The organism is Agromyces italicus DSM 16388 (genome assembly GCF_000421545.1).
Lineage (GTDB): Bacteria > Actinomycetota > Actinomycetes > Actinomycetales > Microbacteriaceae > Agromyces > Agromyces italicus.
Genome location: NZ_ATXF01000005.1, coordinates 603000 through 623196 on the forward strand (window position 1 = coordinate 603000; position 20197 = coordinate 623196).

General features: G+C 66.9%; 21 protein-coding genes. 7 read left to right on the forward strand and 14 right to left on the reverse strand.

Annotated features, from left to right (window positions below):
* The first annotated feature begins 15 nt into the window (after positions 1-15).
* Positions 16-399, forward strand: coding sequence for a phage holin family protein (locus H516_RS0107235; protein ID WP_022889056.1), 384 nt, complete (start codon positions 16-18; stop codon positions 397-399).
* Here H516_RS0107235 and H516_RS0107240 read toward each other — a convergent pair.
* Together H516_RS0107240 and H516_RS22020 are read right to left on the reverse strand one after the other, a co-directional pair.
* A complete protein-coding gene (locus tag H516_RS0107240) occupies positions 365-1903 on the reverse strand; it encodes a hypothetical protein (RefSeq protein WP_022889057.1) in 1539 nt (512 codons plus the stop codon). The genes H516_RS0107235 and H516_RS0107240 overlap by 35 nt on opposite strands.
* The gene (locus H516_RS22020; RefSeq protein WP_157432173.1) at positions 1900-2349 is read right to left on the reverse strand and encodes a hypothetical protein; all 450 of its coding nucleotides are present in this window, start codon (positions 2347-2349) and stop codon (positions 1900-1902) included. Before H516_RS22020 ends, H516_RS0107240 begins: the two co-directional genes overlap by 4 nt.
* 785 nt (positions 2350-3134) lie before the next feature.
* Between H516_RS22020 and H516_RS0107250 the strand changes: the two genes are divergently transcribed.
* Complete coding sequence (locus H516_RS0107250; RefSeq protein WP_022889059.1) at positions 3135-3659, forward strand: peptidase inhibitor family I36 protein; 525 nt, start codon at positions 3135-3137, stop codon at positions 3657-3659.
* On the opposite strand, the gene H516_RS0107255 is transcribed toward H516_RS0107250, so the two are convergent.
* From H516_RS0107255 to H516_RS0107270, 4 genes are all read right to left on the reverse strand, one after another.
* Positions 3656-4183: a hypothetical protein gene (locus H516_RS0107255; protein WP_022889060.1), complete on the reverse strand. Its 528-nt coding sequence runs from the start codon at positions 4181-4183 to the stop codon at positions 3656-3658. The two genes, H516_RS0107250 and H516_RS0107255, sit on opposite strands and share 4 nt — an antisense overlap.
* Positions 4180-4761, reverse strand: a complete 582-nt coding sequence (locus H516_RS18955; RefSeq protein WP_084620429.1) for an RNA polymerase sigma factor — start codon at positions 4759-4761, stop codon at positions 4180-4182. The genes H516_RS0107255 and H516_RS18955 overlap by 4 nt, the downstream gene beginning before the upstream one ends.
* Positions 4762-5091: 330 nt before the next feature.
* Positions 5092-5772 (reverse strand): hypothetical protein, encoded by a 681-nt coding sequence (locus H516_RS0107265; protein WP_022889062.1) that lies wholly within the window; start codon positions 5770-5772, stop codon positions 5092-5094.
* Positions 5773-5783: 11 nt separating this feature from the next.
* Positions 5784-6413 carry a hypothetical protein gene (locus H516_RS0107270; protein ID WP_157432174.1) on the reverse strand — a complete coding sequence of 210 codons (630 nt, stop codon included), beginning with the start codon at positions 6411-6413 and terminating at the stop codon, positions 5784-5786.
* Positions 6414-6900: 487 nt separating this feature from the next.
* Here H516_RS0107270 and H516_RS0107275 point away from each other — a divergent pair, with 487 nt between their 5' ends.
* A complete protein-coding gene (locus H516_RS0107275) occupies positions 6901-7533 on the forward strand; it encodes an SOS response-associated peptidase family protein (protein WP_022889064.1) in 633 nt (210 codons plus the stop codon).
* 15 nt (positions 7534-7548) lie between these two features.
* Here the strand turns inward: H516_RS0107275 and H516_RS0107280 are convergent, their stop codons facing one another.
* Complete coding sequence (locus H516_RS0107280; RefSeq protein ID WP_022889065.1) at positions 7549-8022, reverse strand: hypothetical protein; 474 nt, start codon at positions 8020-8022, stop codon at positions 7549-7551.
* Positions 8019-9275, reverse strand: a complete 1257-nt coding sequence (locus H516_RS22025) for a hypothetical protein (protein WP_157432175.1) — start codon at positions 9273-9275, stop codon at positions 8019-8021. Before H516_RS22025 ends, H516_RS0107280 begins: the two co-directional genes overlap by 4 nt.
* Positions 9276-9540: 265 nt before the next feature.
* Here H516_RS22025 and H516_RS0107290 point away from each other — a divergent pair, with 265 nt between their 5' ends.
* Complete coding sequence (locus H516_RS0107290) at positions 9541-10662, forward strand: tyrosine-type recombinase/integrase (RefSeq protein WP_033196834.1); 1122 nt, start codon at positions 9541-9543, stop codon at positions 10660-10662.
* Positions 10643-10990, forward strand: coding sequence for a helix-turn-helix domain-containing protein (locus tag H516_RS21660; protein ID WP_084620527.1), 348 nt, complete (start codon positions 10643-10645; stop codon positions 10988-10990). Before H516_RS0107290 ends, H516_RS21660 begins: the two co-directional genes overlap by 20 nt.
* A 1332-nt stretch (positions 10991-12322) precedes the next feature.
* Here the strand turns inward: H516_RS21660 and H516_RS22930 are convergent.
* The 4 genes from H516_RS22930 to H516_RS0107315 form a co-directional block, all read right to left on the reverse strand.
* Complete coding sequence (locus H516_RS22930; protein WP_425393473.1) at positions 12323-12874, reverse strand: GNAT family N-acetyltransferase; 552 nt, start codon at positions 12872-12874, stop codon at positions 12323-12325.
* Positions 12875-12925: 51 nt separating this feature from the next.
* Positions 12926-13834, reverse strand: a complete 909-nt coding sequence (locus H516_RS0107305; RefSeq protein ID WP_022889069.1) for an aminoglycoside phosphotransferase family protein — start codon at positions 13832-13834, stop codon at positions 12926-12928.
* A 44-nt stretch (positions 13835-13878) separates the two neighbouring features.
* The gene (locus H516_RS0107310; protein ID WP_022889070.1) at positions 13879-15420 is read right to left on the reverse strand and encodes a nucleobase:cation symporter-2 family protein; all 1542 of its coding nucleotides are present in this window, start codon (positions 15418-15420) and stop codon (positions 13879-13881) included.
* Positions 15421-15528: 108 nt separating this feature from the next.
* A complete protein-coding gene (locus tag H516_RS0107315) occupies positions 15529-16923 on the reverse strand; it encodes an 8-oxoguanine deaminase (RefSeq protein WP_022889071.1) in 1395 nt (464 codons plus the stop codon).
* Positions 16924-17182: 259 nt separating this feature from the next.
* On the opposite strand from H516_RS0107315, the gene H516_RS0107320 reads away from it, so the two are divergent.
* Together H516_RS0107320 and purB are read left to right on the forward strand one after the other, a co-directional pair.
* On the forward strand, positions 17183-17710 hold the full coding sequence (locus tag H516_RS0107320) for a low molecular weight protein-tyrosine-phosphatase (protein WP_022889072.1): 528 nt from the start codon (positions 17183-17185) through the stop codon (positions 17708-17710).
* Entirely contained in the window at positions 17707-19086 is a 1380-nt protein-coding gene (gene purB / locus H516_RS0107325) for an adenylosuccinate lyase (RefSeq protein ID WP_022889073.1), read from the forward strand. Before H516_RS0107320 ends, purB begins: the two co-directional genes overlap by 4 nt.
* Before the next feature lie 148 nt (positions 19087-19234).
* Here purB and H516_RS18960 read toward each other — a convergent pair whose 3' ends face one another.
* Together H516_RS18960 and H516_RS18965 are read right to left on the reverse strand one after the other, a co-directional pair.
* On the reverse strand, positions 19235-19528 hold the full coding sequence (locus tag H516_RS18960) for a hypothetical protein (protein ID WP_022889074.1): 294 nt from the start codon (positions 19526-19528) through the stop codon (positions 19235-19237).
* A complete protein-coding gene (locus H516_RS18965; protein WP_051138742.1) occupies positions 19525-20118 on the reverse strand; it encodes an HdeD family acid-resistance protein in 594 nt (197 codons plus the stop codon). Before H516_RS18965 ends, H516_RS18960 begins: the two co-directional genes overlap by 4 nt.
* Between the last annotated feature and the right edge of the window lie 79 nt (positions 20119-20197).

Sequence of the window (20197 nt, forward strand, 5' to 3'; positions counted from 1 at the left end):
TGACAGAGTGGAGGCATGCGGTTCATCGTCAAGGTCATCGTCGTCGCCCTCGCGCTGTGGCTGACGACGCTCATCGTCTCGGGCGTCAGCGTGGTGCCGTACGACGACACCACGCTCGCGACCGTGCTCACCTACCTCCTCGTGGCCGCGATCTTCGGGCTCGTGAACGCGATCGTCGGCACGTTCATCAGGATCGTCGCGTTCCCGATCTACGTCCTCACGCTCGGCCTCATCTCGTTCATCGTGAACGGCCTGCTGCTGCTGCTCGTCGACTGGATCAGCGGCCTCATGGGCTTCGGCCTCGTCGTCGAGAGCTTCTGGTGGGGCGTGCTCGGCGCGCTGGTGCTCGGCCTCATCAGCTGGCTCATCGGCCTCGTGGTCCGTCCGTCGAGCGACTGAGCGGCACGCCCGCGGCGTCGTCCGCGCCGACGTCGCGCTCGGCGATCCACTCGCTCACCGCACGGGTGCCGCCGCCCGTGAAGGCGAGCAGTTCACGGAGCTCGACGAGCTCCGCCGCCTCCGACGCGTCGATGAGCGCCGCCGTGTCTCGGTAGCTCTCGAGCGAATGCGCCGGAAGCACCCCCTCGTAGCGGTGTCCGTCGTCGAGCGCGCTGCGCGTGACGGTCGTGCGATCGGGCGACGACCGCCCCGCCCCGCCGACCGCGGGTACCAGGTCTTCGTCGTGGGCGACATCGAGCACCGGCACCCCCTCGCGCGTCGGCGCCGAAGCGCCCGGTCCGCCGAGATTCACCCCGCCGACCGAGTTGATCCCGGGGTCCTTCACGAGCTCGTGCACGATGATGCCGCCGCCCGAATGCCCCGCGAAGTAGACCGGGTCGCCCGGTGACATTCCGGCGGCCCGCATCGCCTCGCGCACGGCGCGCTCGCCCGCGCCCGACTCGGCACCGGCTTGCCGGAGCGCGTCGAGCGGTGCGTCGTCGGCGACGCCGTGCACGTTCGAGACCATGTCGAAGGGCTGCTCACCCGCGACGAACGACGGGTCGACCGTCCCGCTGATGTACACGAGCCAGCGCGGGTCGCCGGCGTCGCCGTAGCGTTCGATGCGGATCTGCGGCCCCTCGCCGCCGGGGATCCGCGAGGCGAGATCGGCGAAACCGTCGGGCGCCTGCACACCGCGCTCGGGCCCAGTGCTCGGGTGCCCCGCGGGTGCCCTCCCGTCACCCGCACGATCGCCACCCTCTGCCCGGCGAACCGAGACCGGCCCGTCGACCAGGGCCTTCGAGCCGACGAGCGCGGCGACGCCGAGCAGGATGGAGGCGCTCTCGGGGGCGTTCACGAGGTCGCCGAACACCGCGGCCAGGCCGCCTCCTCCGGGAAGCTGCGCGGCACCGACCGCGAACTCGTCGACGGAGTCGACCGCGGCGCGGACCGCGCGCACGAACAACGGGTCGGAGAGCAGCGCCTGGTTCGCGGCGAGCCAATCGTTCAGCGGGGTGCTGCCCCACGCCTTCGCCGCCGCCGCATTGAGCCCGGCCGTCAGCGCGAGGCCGCCCGCGAAGAGCAGTCCGGCCGGCGTGGTGAGGGCGGAGCCGAGGAGGTGCGCGACGATGCCGCCGCCGAACTGCCAGAGTCCGTCGATCGCCCGCTCCGTCGACCCGTATCGCTCGGCACTCGCGATGAGCGCGGAGCGGAGCTCCTCCACGTCGGCCTCGCAGCGGCCCAGATCGACCTCGAGTTCGCGCAGCAGGGCAGCCGGTCGGGGCTCGGCCCAGCCGCCGCGGTCGGCGCCGATCGCGTCGAGCTCGGCCTCGAGCGACCCGGCCTGCGCCCGCACGGCGGCGACCGCGGTCGCGGCGCCGCCGAGGCGCGTGGCGTCGGCGAAGAGCTCGTCGGTCGCGACGGCGGTCGAACCGCCGCCCGAGATCGTGATGGTGTCGCTCACGAGCGACCCCCAGCAGCGCCGACCGCCCCGGCGCGCTCGGCGTGCTCGGCGTGCCGCTCCTCCGCACGGCGCGCGAGCCGCGCCTCTTCGGCGAGCGCGGCCTCCCGGGCGGCCCTGGCCTGCACCTCGGCATCGCGCTCGGCCTCTTCGAACGCCGCGAGCTCCGCCTGCATCCGACGGATGCGTTCCTCGAGATCGGCCGCCGCCGCGTCGAGCCGCTCCACTGCTGCGAGCACCCGCGAACGCAGCGCGTGCAGCCGTTCGGCGTAGCGATCGGCCGCTGCCGAGCGCCACTCCCCACCGTCGGGCGGCAGCATCGCCGCGGCGTGACCGAGTTCGGTTCGCAGCACCGCGAGTCGCACCCGGACCGTGGCGGCGGATTCGATTCGTTCAGTGGTGACGGTGCGACCCGTGAGGGCCGCGATCAGGGCGTCTGAGGCATCCATTCGGCCAGACTGCCGACCACGACGCGTCGCGACGCTCGACGGAGCCGAGCCGTACCCGGACCGCCGCGCCTCACCGCTGTGGAGGAAAGGTCGTCTCGTCGGCGAGCACCTGCTCGAGGGCGGTTCGGCCGAGCCGAGCGATCGGCCCCGCGCCGTCGAGCGCGTCGACGACCGCGCTGCCCCAGACGAACGCCCACCGCCCGCATTCGTCAACGTCGTGAGCACCGCACGCCGGCTCGGGAGTCCGGAAATGATTCCGTCGGATTCGTATACCCGACATGCCAGCTCTGCCGTCGTGGCCTGGCTCGGGAAGAGGTCGATCCCGTCGCCGATAGTGGTCGGCGACCCGGCGAAGCGGCGGGCCATGGCCTTCTCCGGCCAGTCGATCAGCTCGAAATCGATCGTCGCCCCGTGGAATCCCAGCTCTGTGAGCCCGAGCGCGACCATCCGGCCGCCCTCGTGCCAGTTCGGGCCCGGGATGTGCAAGATCTCGATCCTCATTAATCAATCCTCCCGGTCACGCGTCCCCTCGTTGTGTGCTGGGTCGCAGAATTTCTGCTGCACGCGGCCCTACCGTGAGAGCAACCCGGAAGCCTAGGCCCTGTCGGGCTGGGGCTCCAGCGATCACGTCTCGGGGTTTGCCGCCGCGAAGCCAGCATTGCCGGGCCAGCCGATAGCCGGGTTCGATCTGCAGCGAGCCGCCAGGATCGATTTGCAACCGATTCGGTCGAGCAGGACATCTGTGGTCGACGGCAGCTCTTCTGCCGTCCGAAAGGAGCTACCCGATGAACATCACAACTGCACTCGCTGCGATCGCCCTCGCCGCGTCGGCACTCGCTCCCGCAGCGGATGCAATACCCATTACACCCGAGACGACAATCGAAGTCCACTGCGTTGGCGAGGCGCTCCCGATCGACTCGACGAGTCTGCCGCCGGCTCCGGTTTGCTTCGACGCCCAAGAGGAAGCCGCCGCCTACCTGGAGGGTATCACCCAGTCCCAGAGCCGGAGTTCCACCTCTACCATCGTACTCGGCACGGTCTACGAGAACTCCAACTACTCGGGCTCGTCCTACACATTCTGGGGCTCAGGGGCATGCAACGGTGCAACCTATGGCTTCGCTTCCCTGAGCGGCGGTTGGGATACACGGATCAGTTCTGCCCGCGCCGCTGGCGGTTGCTGGGTGACTCTGTACAAGGCGACCGGATACGGCGGGGAGAAGGCAACGTGCACACCTCAGTGCGCAAGCATCGGGATCTTGAATGACCAGGTGCGGTCGATCGTGTTCCGGCCGGAGGGCACCATCGGCTAGTCGCCGGTGTCGAGGGGGGCGAGGCCGAGACGCGAACAGATCGCGGGCTGCGACGATGGAACCACAGCCGCAGTCCCGTCCGGCATGACGCACACCACGAATGCCTCGGGCACTTCGCCCGGGGCGTTCTTCAATGACGTCGGGTCGAACCCTGGCTCGAGCGCTCCCTGTTCCCACATCATCGTGCAAATCTCGATGGCGCTCAGTGCTCGCTCTGCATCGCTGTCCAAGGCGACAGACGCCATAGCACCGGGATAGCTGCCATCGCCGGCACGCTCATCCGAGATCAAGCATCGAACGAGCTCATCGTTCGAGACAGTCTGCGACTGCAGCACGATCCCGGCAGCCGTCGCGCCGATGCCGACCGTGAGGAGGCCGACACCACCCCACACGAACCAGCGGCGGCGGCGGCAGCGTGCCTTCTGTTCCCGGGACTCCCCGAGCTGGTCGAGCACGAGGCTGCGGATCGCCGCTTCGCGGCCGGGTCGCATCTCGGGGTAGCCGTCGTCCAGCGTGTCGTTCATGCCTCGATCACTTCCGTGTTCGGAGCGAATCGCTCGAGTTCCACTTGCAGCTTCTTCCGTGCTCGAGAGAGCTTGGACTTGACCGTGCCGACCGGCATTTCGAGCACGATTGCTGCGTCAGAGACGGTGAGCTCATCGATCAGACACAGCTCGATCACACGCTGGTCGGAGGCACTGAACCCCTTCATCGCCGCGCGGAGCGCGCGCATTGCCTCACCGGCCTCGATCTGAGCGAGAGAGCGTTCGCTGAGGTCTGGCTCGAACTCGGGGGGCGGAAGCTTCGCGAGGAGGCGCCGGTACCTGCGATTTGAACGATCGCGGTTGAGGCAGACGTTCAACGTGACGACAAGGAGCCAGGCCCGGAGAGAGCCGTCCACGAACCGGACGCTGTCCCGCTTCTTCCACGCCTCCATGAACACGATCGCGACGACATCCTCGGCATCCGTTGCATTGCGGACGCGGTCGTAGGCCCGTTTGAAGATCAGCCGACGGTACCGATCGAACACGACACCATATGACGCGTCGGTGCCGGAGATCGCCTCCAACCACAGGGCGGAGTCCGGCGTGTGGTCGTTCACGCTGGAAGTCTAAGCGGGGTTGCAGTGAGCTGGCGAAGCGACGCGAATCGCATGTGAAGCTGCAGGGCTCGCCTGCACGGCCCACGCCGAGAGGGCCGGTCGCGTGGCTCGCATCTGCAATTGGTGCCAATCGACCGGGTCTGCTGGCCGCGCCGCTATCTGTTCTTGCCCTTGCGACGGAGGCTCCACACGAGAAGCAGAAGGCCAGCGATAGGTAATGCCACGATTGCAACGATCGAGAGGGTGGCAATTGCGTCGCCTTGGAAAAGCATGGTTTGTTCTCCTCAGCGGAGAGGCCGCCTGCTGACGACCTCTCCGCATGGTGGGGTGTTAGAGGCTTTGGGTGGTCCACGCCGAGGTGATCGACGTGTTCAACTGAAGCCAAGCGCTGCCTGTGGTTAGACCGTTGAAGTAGTTGAACCAGAGCTGAACTGCCGTACCGCCACTCTTGACGATGAACTGAGCTTTCGAGTAGGTCGCGTTGGGGCCCGTCACGCTGATGGACATGTCCTTGTAACCGTAGACACTCGAACCGGTGCTCCACTGCGAGTAGCTCGCGGTGAAGCTTGCGGAGATGACGAGGCTGTAAGCATAGACATGGCAGTTCTGACGATAGATCACACCGGCGCCTGACCCGTACGTGCAGCCAGTAACCGCTCTCGGCGCGATTCCGCTCGAGGAAGCGTCTTGCGGGATATCGAGTTCTGTAGCGGTGGCAGATCCGTCGGCGTAGCGGTAGGTCCTCTTCTCGATATTGCCGACTGTCTCGTGCTCAACCGACACCGGTTGTGCTACCTGGCTGCCCAGAGGTTCGCCGTTCGCGAGTTTCTCGAGCAGGGCGTCTTGCGTCACTTCATTGATGCCCAGACGCTCGGCATTCACTTGGAACTCTGCGACGAATGCCGGATCCAGGTCGTCGGCCGTCGCCGCTTTTGCGGGGGTAATTCCCGTCCCGGCCATGAGCGCGACGGCCCCTCCGACAATCAGGATCTTGCTCAGGATGCTTGGCATTTACTTCTCCCTTAGTAGCTTCCGCCGGACGTGACCCCTGATGGAGTAGCGGTCAGCCGTAGGTTTCGTGCGTAGGTTCCAGCGAGACTCTGGGAGTCCCACTTGTACTTGATCTCGCCAGCGCTGGTCTGCTCGAACCGTGCGTTCACGACGTTCCCCAAGTCGTACAACACGCGCGCCTTGCCCCAGTTCGAAACACTCGCGCCGGTACTCCAGATCGAGTAGCTGGCGTAGAACTCGGCTGAGGTCGCGCCGGTGGTGTGGTAGACACGGCAATTGGTGGCGTATTTCACGCCCGCGTTGGTTTGCTGTGTGCATCCGCTGATCGCCCTCGGCAGGATCGCTCCGTCGGGGATGAGGGTAGGAACCTCGACCTCATTCACCGACACGGACCCATCCGCGTAGCGAGTCACTGTCCTGTTCAGTGCGGCGGTCGACTCGGTGACGACACGTACCGGGGTGGCGCCGGTATATGCGTCCCACAGCTCGCCCTCTTGCAGCCCATCGAGAAGCACGTCTTGGGTGGCAACCGGAACGTCCCATTGGGTGAAGAACTCTCTCACCTGCACGACTTCGTCCTCAGTCAGCACCGGCTCGGAAGCGACCGCGGTCGTCGCGCCCGCGACCAGAATGGTGAGCACCGCAGCACTAGCCAAGCCGAGAAGCTTGAGCCTTTTCGCCGTTCTCCGCACTCTCATCGATTCCCCGCCTCCTGAGCAGCGGCGGCGAATCGACCTTCCGCCATTCCTGAACTCGCAAGAAATGCACCTGTGAATCTCTCGCTTCGTATGCTCACGCTTCCTCCACAACGCTCGGACGGTCAGGCGACCGGTTGAACAGTGATGTCCGAATGAGCGGGTCGGGTTGCACATCGGCTAGATGGGTTGCGGGGCTCTCAGTCCAGCAGAGTCGGGCACGGCACTTCCACTTATGGCCTGCACCCGGAAAGTTCGCCGTCCTCGGGGCGAGCACTCGTGCCGGACCCGCAAGTTGATCGTGGGTCAGCTCCGGGCAGGCGCAGCCTCATCGCATGTGCGGTCGCTTCGCCCTAGACGACAATCTGGGCATTGTTCTACAGATGCAACAGCCCTTAGCTCATGTAATCCGGGAAAGGCGGGTCTGAACAGCATGTGCGCGAGCTACGGCCTCGATCCACGGTTCGACGGTTCGGACTTCATCGACACCGCTGACGAGGAGTTGCTAGCGGGCCTGCGGGACTGGGCCGAGCAGAACGCGAACGAGACGCTTCGCCCGACCGGGAAGAACCTCCGCAACTTGAATCCCATCGTCACCGCCGTCGACGACTCGCTTTCGTTGGGCCTTGGGTGGTGGGGCTACCTCGTCGATGGCGAGCCCGCGAAGTTCCCTTCCATCAACACGAGGTCTGAGCACCTGCAGCAGCGGCCGGCGAGTATGCCCACTCGCGCGATCGTGCCGGCAACGAACTGGTTTGAGATGCGAAAACCCGAGCGCAAGTGGTACAGCTTTGACACCGGTGGTCTGGATCTGTTCGGGATGGCCGCGGTCACGCAGCGCGGCAGGGCCACCGATGGCCGGTTATTCACCTGCTATTCGATCGTGATGCAGCCAGCCGTAGACCATCTCTTTGAGATCCATGATCGGATGCCGCTGCTCATCCCCTCCCGCTTCGCACGCGAGTGGCTCACCAGCACGGATCCCGCTCCCATCCTCATGCAGGCGGCGCTTCAGGCTGCCCGGCCCCTTGCGGCAGATATCAATGCTCACCCCGCGGCTCGCTGACATGGTCGATTGTCGTCATGGCGTGCGGTGATGCCGACGAGCGATCCGGTTTTGCAGCACGTATGAGGTAAGAGCTGCCGCTGCTGCTGCGACCAGCGGGAATCCAGTGAAGATGACGACCCATGCGCTGTAGAAGGTCGCGGACACCCCAACCAACGACAAGAGAACCGCTGCGGCGATGTTGGCTCCGATCGCGGCGACGAAGGCAAGTCCGGCGATGGACAGGATGCGCCGAGGTCGGAGAGCAAGAAGGAGCGACGCCAGGAGTAGGGCGGTAAGGCTGACGCACCACAACGTGAACGGGGTGATCCATAGCCCGAGGATCTTCTCCGGCTGGACATACACCTGACTCCCGCCGGCGATCGCCATCAACGCGGACCCAACTGGCGGCCAGGCGAACCATGCGCCTAGCGCTGTGCCGCCCGTGATCAGGAGCAGCGCGGTGAACGTTTGCCACCGCAGTTCCTGATCACGGGCGTGCTGGTTCAATAGCTACCCTGGGCGATGATCGTCTGGAGCGGGCAGGCGGCGCCAATGAGGCAATTGAAGTCGACCACCGCTCGCCGATAGGCGGTCGACGGTGTGCTGATAGGACCGGATCCCAGACCCGTTTCCGCATAGACATAGATCTCATGGTTCGGCGCGCCGCGGTGCTCACCACCAATGGCATAGGACCCCGCCCTCGTCAGCGTCGCATTGTAGTTTCCGGCGATTGCTCCGGTGATGCAGAACGGGTTACGAGCCTGGAAGTTGGTGCGGATGTCCATCGACACCTGGTTCTCGGTCGACATCTGGAGTGTCTGCGCTGACCAGTCGGTGGCGGTCCTAGAGGCCACGGTTGTCCCCGCGCTGTTCACCACGTGCGTGGCGCTGATGCCAGCATCAGTCCCAACCATCTGCGATCCGGGTCCGTGTGACCACCAAACATACGCCTTCGTGTACACCCGATAGGGGCCTGGGGTGAATTGGCCAGGGACAATCCACGAGCGATTGTCGCCCTTGAAGCGATACCCACTACCGTACTCACATCCAACTGGCGGCGCATCGACGTACTGAGACGCGATAAACGTCGACCACAGAATGCGTGACGCGCCGGTTGCGAGGGTCTGAGCCAAGGTCGACGCGGCGACATCCGTGATCTTCCTACCGGGGTCCAGAGCTTGGGTGAAGAGAACCCAGTTGTAACCCGTCCGCGGGGCCTCAGAGCCAGCATTCACGGCCTCGATCTCATCTGGGCGCCAGTCCGACTGCGACTTCGGGGCCGATGTGGAGATTCGATATTCGTGAGCCGAACCCGATGCACCGAGATCACGGAATGAAGTGGTATCCGTCGTCGTCAGTTGCTCACCATCGCGGAAGACGACGTACCCATCGTTGCCGGGGATCGCCGCCCACGAGAGGTCGACGAACCCCTTGCCTACGGCCGAGAGTGCGTGGGATGAAGGATTCTCGGCAAACGCCAGCGACCGATCGACGAAAGCCTCAGTTCCTTTCGTGCTCACCGCTGTCGTCAGGGCTGCCTCCAACCCGCTCGGCGCGGGGGCCCGCAGGTGGCCTGACGCGGCGACCGCGGTGTCTATGGAATCAAGCGTGAATTCTGGTTCTGGCGAAGCCGTGGGACTCAGTTCCGCCGCTGTGGCTGGCGTTGCGGTAAGGCCTACGATCGCGCCTGCGACAAGGCCAATCACGACGAGCTTGCCCTTCGTGGAGCGCGCGGCTGCGTGTTGTATGAATCGGAACATACTTATCCCTTTCGTTGTGCGAGGGGGACTCTCAGCAAACCGCTGACCGCCTACCGAGGCTCATAGAACGGCCTCTGTCTGGCAAGTCGCCATTTCCGCCGACTGTGGCCAAGCCTTGTCTTTGATTGGATGGTCGATTGTGCCTGCACAGGCTCCGCGCGGGCGCCCACCTTCGAGTCGGGCGCCTACTTCGGCACGCCCGACAGGCCGAGCGCCAGATAACGTCGGGCTGCAACAATGTTGCAGTTAATGCAATAGTAATCAAGTGGCCAAAGAATCTGGTGGCGGCGCATCGGCGCTGCGACTCATCGGCAACGTGCGCGCACTCGATGAGGGGCGCTTCGTGTTCGACGCGATGGTGGCTGGCTGGGGCGACCAGCAGGCGAGTCGCGGGCTCGCTGAAAGTACCGTCTGGAGTCGGGTCCTTGTAATCCGGCGGTTCGGGGAGTTCGCCGGACGGTATCCGTGGGAATGGTCGCCGGGTGACCTCGAGGATTTCACGGTCCATGCGATCTCAGGGCCGCGTCCAGCGGCGAAGTCGACCATTCGCGGGTACCACGCGATCATTCGGCTCTTCTGCGACTACCTCACCGACGCGCGGTACGAATGGATGCCCGAGTGCGAGCAGCGCTTCGGGTCGATTCCGCAGCAGGTCTGTCACGAGTGGAATACCGTCGCACATCTCGCTGACTATGAGGGCCGACCGACTCGCCGGGCGCTGACGTACGACGAACTGGAGCAATTCTTCAGCGCGACTGATGCGCGCGTAGAGGCGATCGTTCAGCAGGGTCGGAAGGGGGCCCTCGCCGCGTTGCGCGACGCTCAGATCTTCAAGACCATCTACGCGTACGGGCTGCGTCGTGCCGAGGCGGCGGGGCTGGACATCGCCGACTTGCGACGGAACGGGCAGGCTCCGAGATTCGGACGGTTCGGTGCCGTGGAGGTGCGCTGGGGGAAAGGATCCCATGGATCCGGGCCACGCCGACGCACCGTCCTGACGCTCCCCGAGTTCGACTGGGTCGTAGAGGGGCTCGCTCAATGGGTTGATCTGGCGCGCCCACGGTTCACTGACACGCCCGGCGGGCCACTATGGCCGACCGAGCGAGGGAGCCGAGTTTCGCTGCGGTACATCGATCAGCGCTTCGCGGCTATCCGGGAAGAGCTTGGGCTGCCGTCGGAACTCAGCGTGCACGCCCTCCGCCACACCTACGTCACCAACCTCATTGAGTGGGGATACACGGAGAAGTTCGTCCAGGATCAGGTCGGGCACGCCTATGCCTCGACTACCGCGATCTACACGTCGGTGGGCGACGACTTCAAGAACAGAATGATCACTAGAGCGCTCGCTCGCATCTATGGAGGACCTGATGCCGAACCCCGACCGTGATGCCCCGATCACATGGCACCTTCGACAGCTGATGGCCGCGGCCGGGATGTTCCAGACGACCGACCTCATCGAACCGTTGCGGGCACAGGGCGTGCAGTTGTCGCGGGAGCAGATCTTCCGACTGGTGACCAAAGTCCCGGAGCGGCTCAATGTCGAGGTGTTGGCTGCGCTGTGTCGAATCCTCAGCTGCACACCGACCGACTTGATCGAAGTACGCGTCGCTCACGCGGAACCGCGTCGAGCCTCGAGTTCAGGTCGCATGCCAAGCGGTCCGGCGGTCGGGACTCTGCGACCGATGCCGGCAAAACTTCACCGCCCGACAGAGTGATGGACGCCGGGTCATGAGTCGCCGCGCGCAGCTCGGCTGTGACTCGTGCGGCAGAGACGTGGTAGCCCGCTACGAGTTCCTCGATCAGCGCATCTGCAACGCGTGCTACTCGAGGCTGAGGCGCCACCCACGCATCTGCCCAGGCTGTGAGCAGCCCAAGGTCCTCGCATTCCACGACTCGTCGCGACGAGTCGTCTGCGCCACATGCGCGGGCGAGCCGCAGCGCTTCGGGTGCACGACCTGCGGCAGCGAAAACCAGCTCACAGGCTCCCAGTGCGGAACCTGCCGACTCGCTAACCGACTTCAGGATCTGCTCGGCGATGATTCTGGTCAGATCCATCCCGGACTCGCTAGCCTGCAGGAGTATCTCCTGACCGCCCGAGACCCCCGCTCAGCAACACGCTGGCTGCGCCGAGACTCCATCGGAATCACGCTCAGAGCTATGGCCACAGGACGAGCGCCGATCAGCCACCAAACACTGAACGACCTGCCCGAGTCGACGCGTGTCCGTTACTTCCGGCGGATGCTGATGAGCGCCGGAACGCTGCCGACAATCGATGTCTGGCTCAATGACCTCGAACTTTACGCCGCCCGCCTCTTTGCAAGCTTGGCCGTCGAGCACGCATCGATCATGACCAGGTATTTCAACTGGGAGGTGCTGCGGAAACTCCGACAACGCTCAGCGAGCACCCCGTTGACGACGGGTGCCGCAAACATGCGCCGCGCCGAGCTGCGGAGGATCGCGGAGCTGCTGGCGTGGCTTGACGCGCATGGACGGTCACTGTCAACGCTCGACCAGGCGGCAGTCGATCACTTCCTTGCCCATCGCGATCCGCACAAGGTCGTCGCCACGTTCATCCGCTGGTCTGCTCGCCACCGCCTAACCGGTCACATCGACGTAACTATTGGCCGCGCTGCTCCACCGCGCCCGCTCATCCCGGAAGAGATCGTCTGGAACAAGATCGATCGCCTCGTCGACGACGAGTCATTAGCGTTGCCGATTCGCATCATTGGGCTCTTCGTCTTGGTATTCGCACAGCCGTTGATGAACTGTGTTCGCATGCGCCAGGCAGATATCGTCGAGGAGGGGGCGACCATGCGCATCACTTTCGGAAAGACTCCGATTGTGCTTCCGCTTCCAATCGCCGACTTGCTCCGTCGTCACCTCGCGACGCGGAATGATCGGCGGGTCTTCCTTGTGGCCGAGTCGGAATGGCTCTTCGAGGGGAACATGCCACAGCACCACACAAGCGAGGCAAATGTGCGCCTGCAGCTCACGGCGCTCGGCATCCAACCCCGCGATATGAAGCGCACCAGGATCGACCAACTCGTTCAAGAAATTCCAGCGAGTGTCGTTGCCGACGTCGTCGGCATCAGCGTCGGAACCGCCCTCCACCACGCGGCACAGACGAACGCCGCATGGGGTGTATACCCGGCTCTGCGAACGCTTGTCCGGGACGAATAGGACGAATTCGAATAATGCTCGTCCCCGGTAAGGTCAACACGCTCATCGCGGAGTTCGTCGCGGTCAAGCCACTGCACGGCGGTGATCTGGTACCCGAGTGATTGGCAGAGAGCGCGAGACCTGGTGTTGAAACCGAAGACGTCCAGCGCGAGTTCATGGCCACCGCGGGTCGCGACGTAGTCTTCAGCAAGGCGCATCGCTGCGCGCCCGAATCCGCGCCCTCGCGCGGTCTCGTCGATCTCGATGCCCCAGGCCCACCAGACGCCGTCCACCTCACGAGGGTGGGGGCCGAGCCAGATCATCCCGACCGCTCGCCTGTCGCAGTCCACATGGAGGACGTTGTGGCTCTCTGTGCCGGACCCGTCTGAGCAGGGGGCGGGAGCGTGGACGATTCGTGGCCCTCGCGCGTCGATCCGCACGCGGACTGCGACGCTTCCGGGTTGTGGAACGACCGGTCGGGTGCACCGGCCTCAGTCGGCGAGCACCTGCTCGAGGGCGGTTCGGCCGAGCCGTGCGATCGGCCCCGCGCCGTCGAGCGCGTCGACGACCGCGCTGCCCCAGACGACGACCCACCCGCGCGCGCGACGCCAGCTCGCGGCATCGACGCGCCCGCGGTGCTCGAGTTCGCGCACGAAAACCGCCCGCCCTGCGGCTTCGAAGCTCAGCCATGCCGTCGCGAGGTCGGTCGCGGGGTCGCCTGCGGTGAGGTCGCCGAAGTCGATCACGGCGGCGAGGGCTCCGGATGTCTCGAGCACGAGGTTGCCCGGATGCAGGTCGCCGTGCAGCCACACCGGCGGGCCGCTCCACGCAGGCGCCCCGAGGGCGTCCTCCCAGACCGAGCGGAGGCCCGCGGCACCTTCGCCGAGCACGGCTTCGATCCGACCTCGTGCGAGGCGTTCGCGCACCGAGCCGTCGCGCGCGGCGAGCGGGACGCCCCGGAAGGGGTTGTGCGGAGCATTCGCGGGGGCCGGGGTGTGCAGTGCGTGGACGAAGGCGGCGAGGGCCGGGGCGAACGCTGCGCGCTCCACGGGGGAACGGGTCGCCGCGTTCACCCCGTCGAACCAGGGCACGATGCTCCACGGGGCGTCGTAGCCGAGCTCGGGCGCCGGGAGCCCCACGCGCACCGGCGCCGGCACGGCGACCGGCAGGCCCCCGGCGAGCGCCGGCAGCCACCGTTGCTCATTGAGGATGAGCGGGGCCGCGACGCGCCGCCGGGGGAGTCGCACCGAGAGATCATCGCCGAGCCGGTAGATCGCGTTGTCCCAGCCGTTGTCCACGAGGCTCAGCGGCCGATCCCTGAGATCGGGATGCTGGCTCTCGAGCAACCGCGCGACGAGGCCGACGTCGACGTGGAGGTCGGGCTCCGGAGCATCCGTCACCGCTTCGCCTCGGTCTCGGAGCGTTCGACGGTCACCAGCCAAGCCTAATGACGAGCCTGGTCGTGCGGGGGATCGATCGCCGCGATCGAGCCCGTGATGGTGACCGGGTTGCCGTCGCAGTCGATCAGCGCCCCCTCGCGCACCACGTCGCCGTCGCGCAGCGCGGCGAACTGCTCCGCGGTGACGGTCCGCGCCTCGGCTCCGGCGGCGAACACCGAGGGGTTCTTCGAGTTGCCGAGCTTCAGGTGGTTGAAGAGCAGGTTGAGCAGGATCGCCATGATCGCCGCCGAGCTGATGCCCGAGTGGAAGATGGTGACGAACCAGGCCGGGAAGTCGTCGTAGATCGCCGGCGCGACGATCGGCAGCATGCCGAAGCCGAGCGAGGTCGCGACGATCACGAGGTTCATGTTGCCGCGGTAGTCGACCGACGCGAGGGTGCGGATGCCACTGGCTGCGACGGTTCCGAACAGCACGATGCCGGCGCCGCCGAGCACGGGCGGCGGAACGGCGGCGACGATGCGGCCGAGCACGGGCAGCAGGCCGAGGATGACCAGGATGCCACCGCCGGCGGCGACGACGAAGCGGCTCTTGACCCCTGTGATCGCGACGAGGCCCACGTTCTGGGCGAATGCGCTCTGCGTGAACGAGTTGAAGATCGGGGCGATCGCCGACGAGATCATGTCGGCGCGAAGCCCGTTGCCGATGCGCTTGCTGTCGACCTTGGTCTTCACGATCTCTCCGACCGCGATGAGGTCGGCCGAGGTCTCGGTGAGCGTCACGAGGATGACGATGAGCATCGAGATGATCGCGGCGACGTCGAAGACGGGCATGCCGAACGCGAACGGGGTCGGGAAGGCGAAGATCTCGCCCTCGCCGACCGACGAGAAGTCGGCCTGCCCGGTGAACGCCGAGATCACCGTTCCCACCACCATGGCGAGGAGGATCGACAGGCGCGAGACCGCCTCGTTGCCGACCTTGCTGAGCAGCAGCACTGCGGCGAGCGTCGCCGCGGCGAGACCGAGGTTCGGGGCCGAGCCGAAGTCGGGCGCCGAGGAGTCTCCGCCCATGACCCAGCTCGCCGCGACCGGCATCAGCGTGAGGCCGATGGTCGTGATGACCGTGCCCGTGACCACCGGCGGGAAGAACCTGATGATCTTCGAGAACAGCGGGGTGATGAGGAACCCGATGACCGATGCCGCGATGACCGCGCCGAAGATCGCCTGGATGCCGGCGTGACCGCCGCCCTGCGTCTCGACGATCGCGATCATCGTCGCGACGCCCGAGAAGGAGACGCCCTGGACCAGCGGCAACTGCGCGCCGAAGAACGGAATGCCGATCGTCTGCAGGATCGTCGCGGCGCCTCCGACGAAGAGGCAGGCGGTGATGAGGAGCCCGATCTCCGCGCCCGAGAGGCCGGCCGCACCGCCCACCACGAGCGGGGGAGCGATGATGCCGCCGTACATCGTGAGCACGTGCTGAAGCCCGAAGGTGAACTGGCTCCAGAACGGCAGGCGCTCGTCTTCGGGCCGCAGGGCGGTTCCCGGCGCTCCGGCCGCCGTGGTCTTCCGTGTCTTCTTGTGTGGCATGGCTTCCTCTCTGTGGACGTCGGTGTCCGATCTGGACTTCGATGTCCGGACGTTGTGCGTGTGCCGTGCTGGTGGTGCGGTGTTCTCTGCGGTGCTGGTCCTTGTTCGCTACCCGTTGACGAGCCGTCTTGCGGCCTCGCTGTGGTGGGCGATGAGCTGTTCGACGTCGAGGCCCTCGACCCGGCCGTCCACGACGCGCCAGCGCCCCGCGACCATGACGCGGTCGGCCTTCTCCGCGCCGCAGAGCAGCAGCGCAGCGACCGGATCATGCGCCCCCGAGAAGCGGAGGTCGTCGAGGGTGAAGAGGGCGAGATCGGCCTGCGCGCCGACCTCGATACGCCCGATGTCGCGCCGCCCGAGCACGGCGGCCGAGCCTGAGGTCGCCCAGCCGAGCGCACGTTCGACCGGGACATCCGCGCCGTACTGCAGCCGCTGCAGCAGGAGTGCCTGCCGTGCCTCGACGATTATCGACGAACGGTCGTTCGACGCGGAGCCGTCGACGCCGATGCCGACCGGCGACCCGGCCGCCTCGAGCTCGAGCACGCGAGCGCTGCCCGAGGCGAGCCGCATGTTCGAGCTCGGGCAGTGCGCGACCCCCGTGCCAGCGGCGCCGAGCCGGGCGATCTCGTCGTCGCTGAAGTGGATTCCGTGACCGAGCCAGCTCCGGTCGCTGAGCCAGCCGACGCTCTCGAGGTAGTCGACCGGGCGCTGCCCGAACATCTCGAGGCAGAACCGCTCCTCGTCGATCGTCTCGCCGAGGTGGGTGTGCAGGCGGACGTCCTGTTCGCGCGCGAGCTCGGCGGTGTCCGACATGAGCTCGCGGGTCACCGAGAACGGTGAGCAGGGGGCGAGCGCGATCTGGATCTGCGCGCCGTCACCGCGCTCGTGGTACGCCTCGATCACGCGGCGGCTGTCTTCGAGGATCACCTCGTGGTCCTGCACGGTCGACTGCGGCGGCAGCCCGCCGTCCTTCTCGCCGAGCGTCATGGAGCCGCGCGTGAGGGTGGCACGCATGCCCATCGCCCGCACCGCCTCCACCTCGATGTCGATGCCGTGCTCGAGGCCGTCGGGGAAGACGTAGTGGTGGTCGGCCGCCGTCGTGCACCCCGAGAGCAGCAGTTCGGCGAGCGCGACGTCGACCGCGAGCCGCAGCGACCGCTCGTCCAGACGCGCCCACACCGGGTAGAGCCGCTGCAACCAGGGGAACAGCGGGGCGTTCGCGACCGGCCCCCAGGCTCGGGTGAGGGTCTGGGAGAAGTGGTGGTGGGTGTTGACGAAGCCGGGCGTGACGACGTGACGGCTCGCGTCGAAGCGGCGGGCGGCGGCGCCCGGTGTCACCGGGGTCGCCCCGTGGGCGACGAGTTCGACGATGCGGCCGCCGTCGACGACGATGCCGCCGCGGGCGTCGGCCGCCGGCTCTCCGCTCGCCTCGGTGCCGGTCGTGATTCCGAGCGGATTCGCTATCCAGAGCGGACCGTCGTCGAATGGTCGTGCGAGCGTCATGGGGCCTCCCGGGCGTCGTCGAGCGTTGATCGCTCGTTGATGCCCTGGCAGCTGCTCCAGGGACGCGGGTCGACGGGATCCACGTGGCGATCAGCGTAGGACGACCGCCGACCGTCGTCAAGGATTTTCTGTTGTGCGGAATCAGTTTTTCGTTTTCAGGACGTTTGGCGCCCGCATTCGCGCGAGACATCCGGTGCGTCAGTGGATGCCGCCCAGTTCCCTGCTGTGCAAATCCGCCATCTCCTCCACAATGGAACCCATGACGCGAGCGGAACCCGCTGGGGACGCCGCGCAGCCCTTCCGGGTCGCCTTCGTGTGCACCGGCAACATCTGCCGGTCTCCGATGGCCGAGGTGGTGCTGCGCTCCCTCGCCGAACGGGCGGGGCTCGGCGGCGCGCTCGCGATCGAGTCGGCCGCGACCGGCGACTGGCACGTCGGCGAACCCGCCGACCAGCGCACCGTGGAGGCGCTCGCGCGGGCCGGCTACGACGGCACGCATCATCGCGCCCGGCAGTTCGACGCGGGCGACTTCCCCGACTTGGACCTCGTGGTCGCGTTCGACCGCGGTCAGGCACGGATCCTCCGCAATTGGGCGACCGGCGTGGAGGAGCAGCACAAGGTGCGCCTGCTCCTCGAATTCGAGCCCGAGCTCGCGAGTCTGCAGGACGTGCCCGACCCCTATTACTCCGATGCGGGAATGTTCGATCGAGTCCTTGAGATGATTGAACGGTCGACCCAGGCGCTCTTCCGCCAACTCGCACCCGCTCTCAGACAAGGAATCCGATGACTTCGCTGCCTCCCCAGCCGCTCAGCCCCCTCGACGGCCGGTACCGTTCGGCGGTCGGCGAGCTCGGCGAGCACCTCTCAGAGGCGGGCCTGAATCGGGCGCGCGTGCACGTCGAGGTCGAGTGGCTCATCGCCCAGACCGACCGCGGCTTCTTCGGCTCGTCGCCGCTGACCGAGCAGCAGCAGCTGCGCCTGCGTTCGGTCGTCACCGACTTCGGCCAGGCCGACATCGACGAGCTCGCGGCCCTCGAGGCGACGACCCGGCACGACGTCAAGGCCGTCGAGTACTACGTGCGCCGCCGCCTCACCGACCTCGGACTCGACGCGATCTCAGAGCTGACGCACTTCGCCTGCACGAGTGAAGACATCAACAACCTCTCGTACGCCATCACCGTGCGCGACGCCGTGCAGCAGGTCTGGCTTCCGAAGTACCGCGCGGTGATCGACACGCTTCGGGCGCTGGCGATCGAGCACCGGGATGCCTCGATGCTCAGCCGCACGCACGGCCAGCCCGCGACGCCGTCGACCATGGGCAAGGAGCTCGCGGTCTTCGTCTACCGCCTCTCGCGCATCGCTTCGCAGATCGAGGCCACCGAGTACCTCGGCAAGTTCTCGGGTGCGACCGGCACCTTCTCGGCGCACGTCGTCGCCGCCCCGGATGTCACGTGGCCGGAGGTTTCTCAGGAGTTCGTCGAGTCGCTCGGTCTCACCTGGAACCCGCTCACCACCCAGATCGAGTCGCACGACTGGCAGGCCGAGCTCTACGGCAAGATCTCGCACGCGAACCGGGTGCTGCACAACCTCGCGACCGACATCTGGACCTACATCTCGCTCGGCTACTTCCGGCAGATCCCCGCCGCCGGCGCGACCGGCTCGTCGACGATGCCGCACAAGGTCAACCCGATCCGCTTCGAGAACGCCGAGGCGAACCTCGAGCTCTCGAGCGCACTGCTCGACTCGCTCTCCGCGACGCTGGTGACCAGCCGCCTCCAGCGCGACCTCACCGACTCGTCGGCGCAGCGCAACATCGGCGTCGGCTTCGGTCACTCGATGCTCGCGCTCGACAACATCCAGCGCGGGCTCGGCGAGATCGACCTCGACCGGGCGCTGCTGCTCAGCGACCTCGACCACAACTGGGAGGTGCTCGGCGAGGCGATCCAAACGGTGATCCGGGCCGAGGTCGTCGCGGGCCGCTCGACGATCAGCGACCCGTACGCGCTGCTCAAGGAGTTGACGCGCGGCAAGCGCGTCGGCGCCGCCGACCTCGCCGCATTCGTCGAGGGGCTCGAGATCGGCGACGAGGCGAAGGCCCGCCTCCTCGCCCTCACCCCGGCCTCGTACGTCGGCATCGCCGACGAGCTCGTCGACCGGCTGTAGGTCAGCGGGTCGACCCAGCTCGTGCCGAGTCGCAGTGCCATCGGCACGACACGCCGTCGGCCGTCCGCGTGTCACGAGAATCGTCGTGCGACTCGCGCGGGTCGCGCGGGTCGCGAGTCACCCCGGCCGCGAGTCGGTGAGGCGGGGCTCAGTGCCGGGTCGGGCCCTGCGGTGCGGCCGGCTCGTCGGGCCCTGCCTCGCCCTCGCCGAGTTCGGCCCGCTCGTCGGCGTTCGGCTTGATCGCCATCTGCAGCAGCGCGAGCACGACGAGCACGACGATGAAGACGCCACCGGTGCCGATGAGGGTGATCGTCCAGTCGCGGGTGGCGACGAGGCAGATCACGCCGACGAAGATCGCGGCGATCGCGGCGCCGCCGAGGTACTCGGCCGGGCGGAGCCTGTCTTGCCGGCTCGGCCGGTACTCACCGGGGGACTGGGTCACGACTGCTGCTCCGCTCCTGCCGCGGCGGGGCCGTCGGCGGTCTGGTTCGCGGCCCACTTCAGCGAGAGGCCGCCGATCACGAGGAACACCCCGAGGATCACGAGATAGCCGCCGAGCAGGCCGACCGCGGTGACGGCGTCGGGCGGGAGGAGGAGGAACACGATCGCGAGAATCGCGGTGAAGGCGCCGACGGCGGTCCAATCGCGGGCCGCGGCGGTGCGGCCGCGCGAGCGAAGGCCCGCGTAGAGCTCGACGAAGCCCGTGACGGCCGCCCAGACGCTCACGAGGTAGAGCATGAACGGCAGCCCGCCCGGCACGGAGAGGGCGAGCAGACCGGCGACGACGGTGACGACCGCATTGATCGCGACGAGCGAGCGGATGCCCCGGCCGACCAGCAACCGCAACGACAGCGCCCCGACGACGAGGCCCGAGACGACCGCCCAGATGCCGAACACGAGCAGCCCGAGCTCGGGCGCGTGGTTCGGCGAGAAGGTGATGACCACGGCGGGGACGACCGCGAGGAGTCCGCGGACGACCGGGACGACCCAGTACTGCGGGCGCTCCGGGGATGCATCGCGGGCGGTGGCCACGGCGACCTCTTTCACATCGGAGGGGGTTACCGATCCATCCTACGTTCCCGCGCCGAACCTGGTGGTCGAGTAGCGGCGA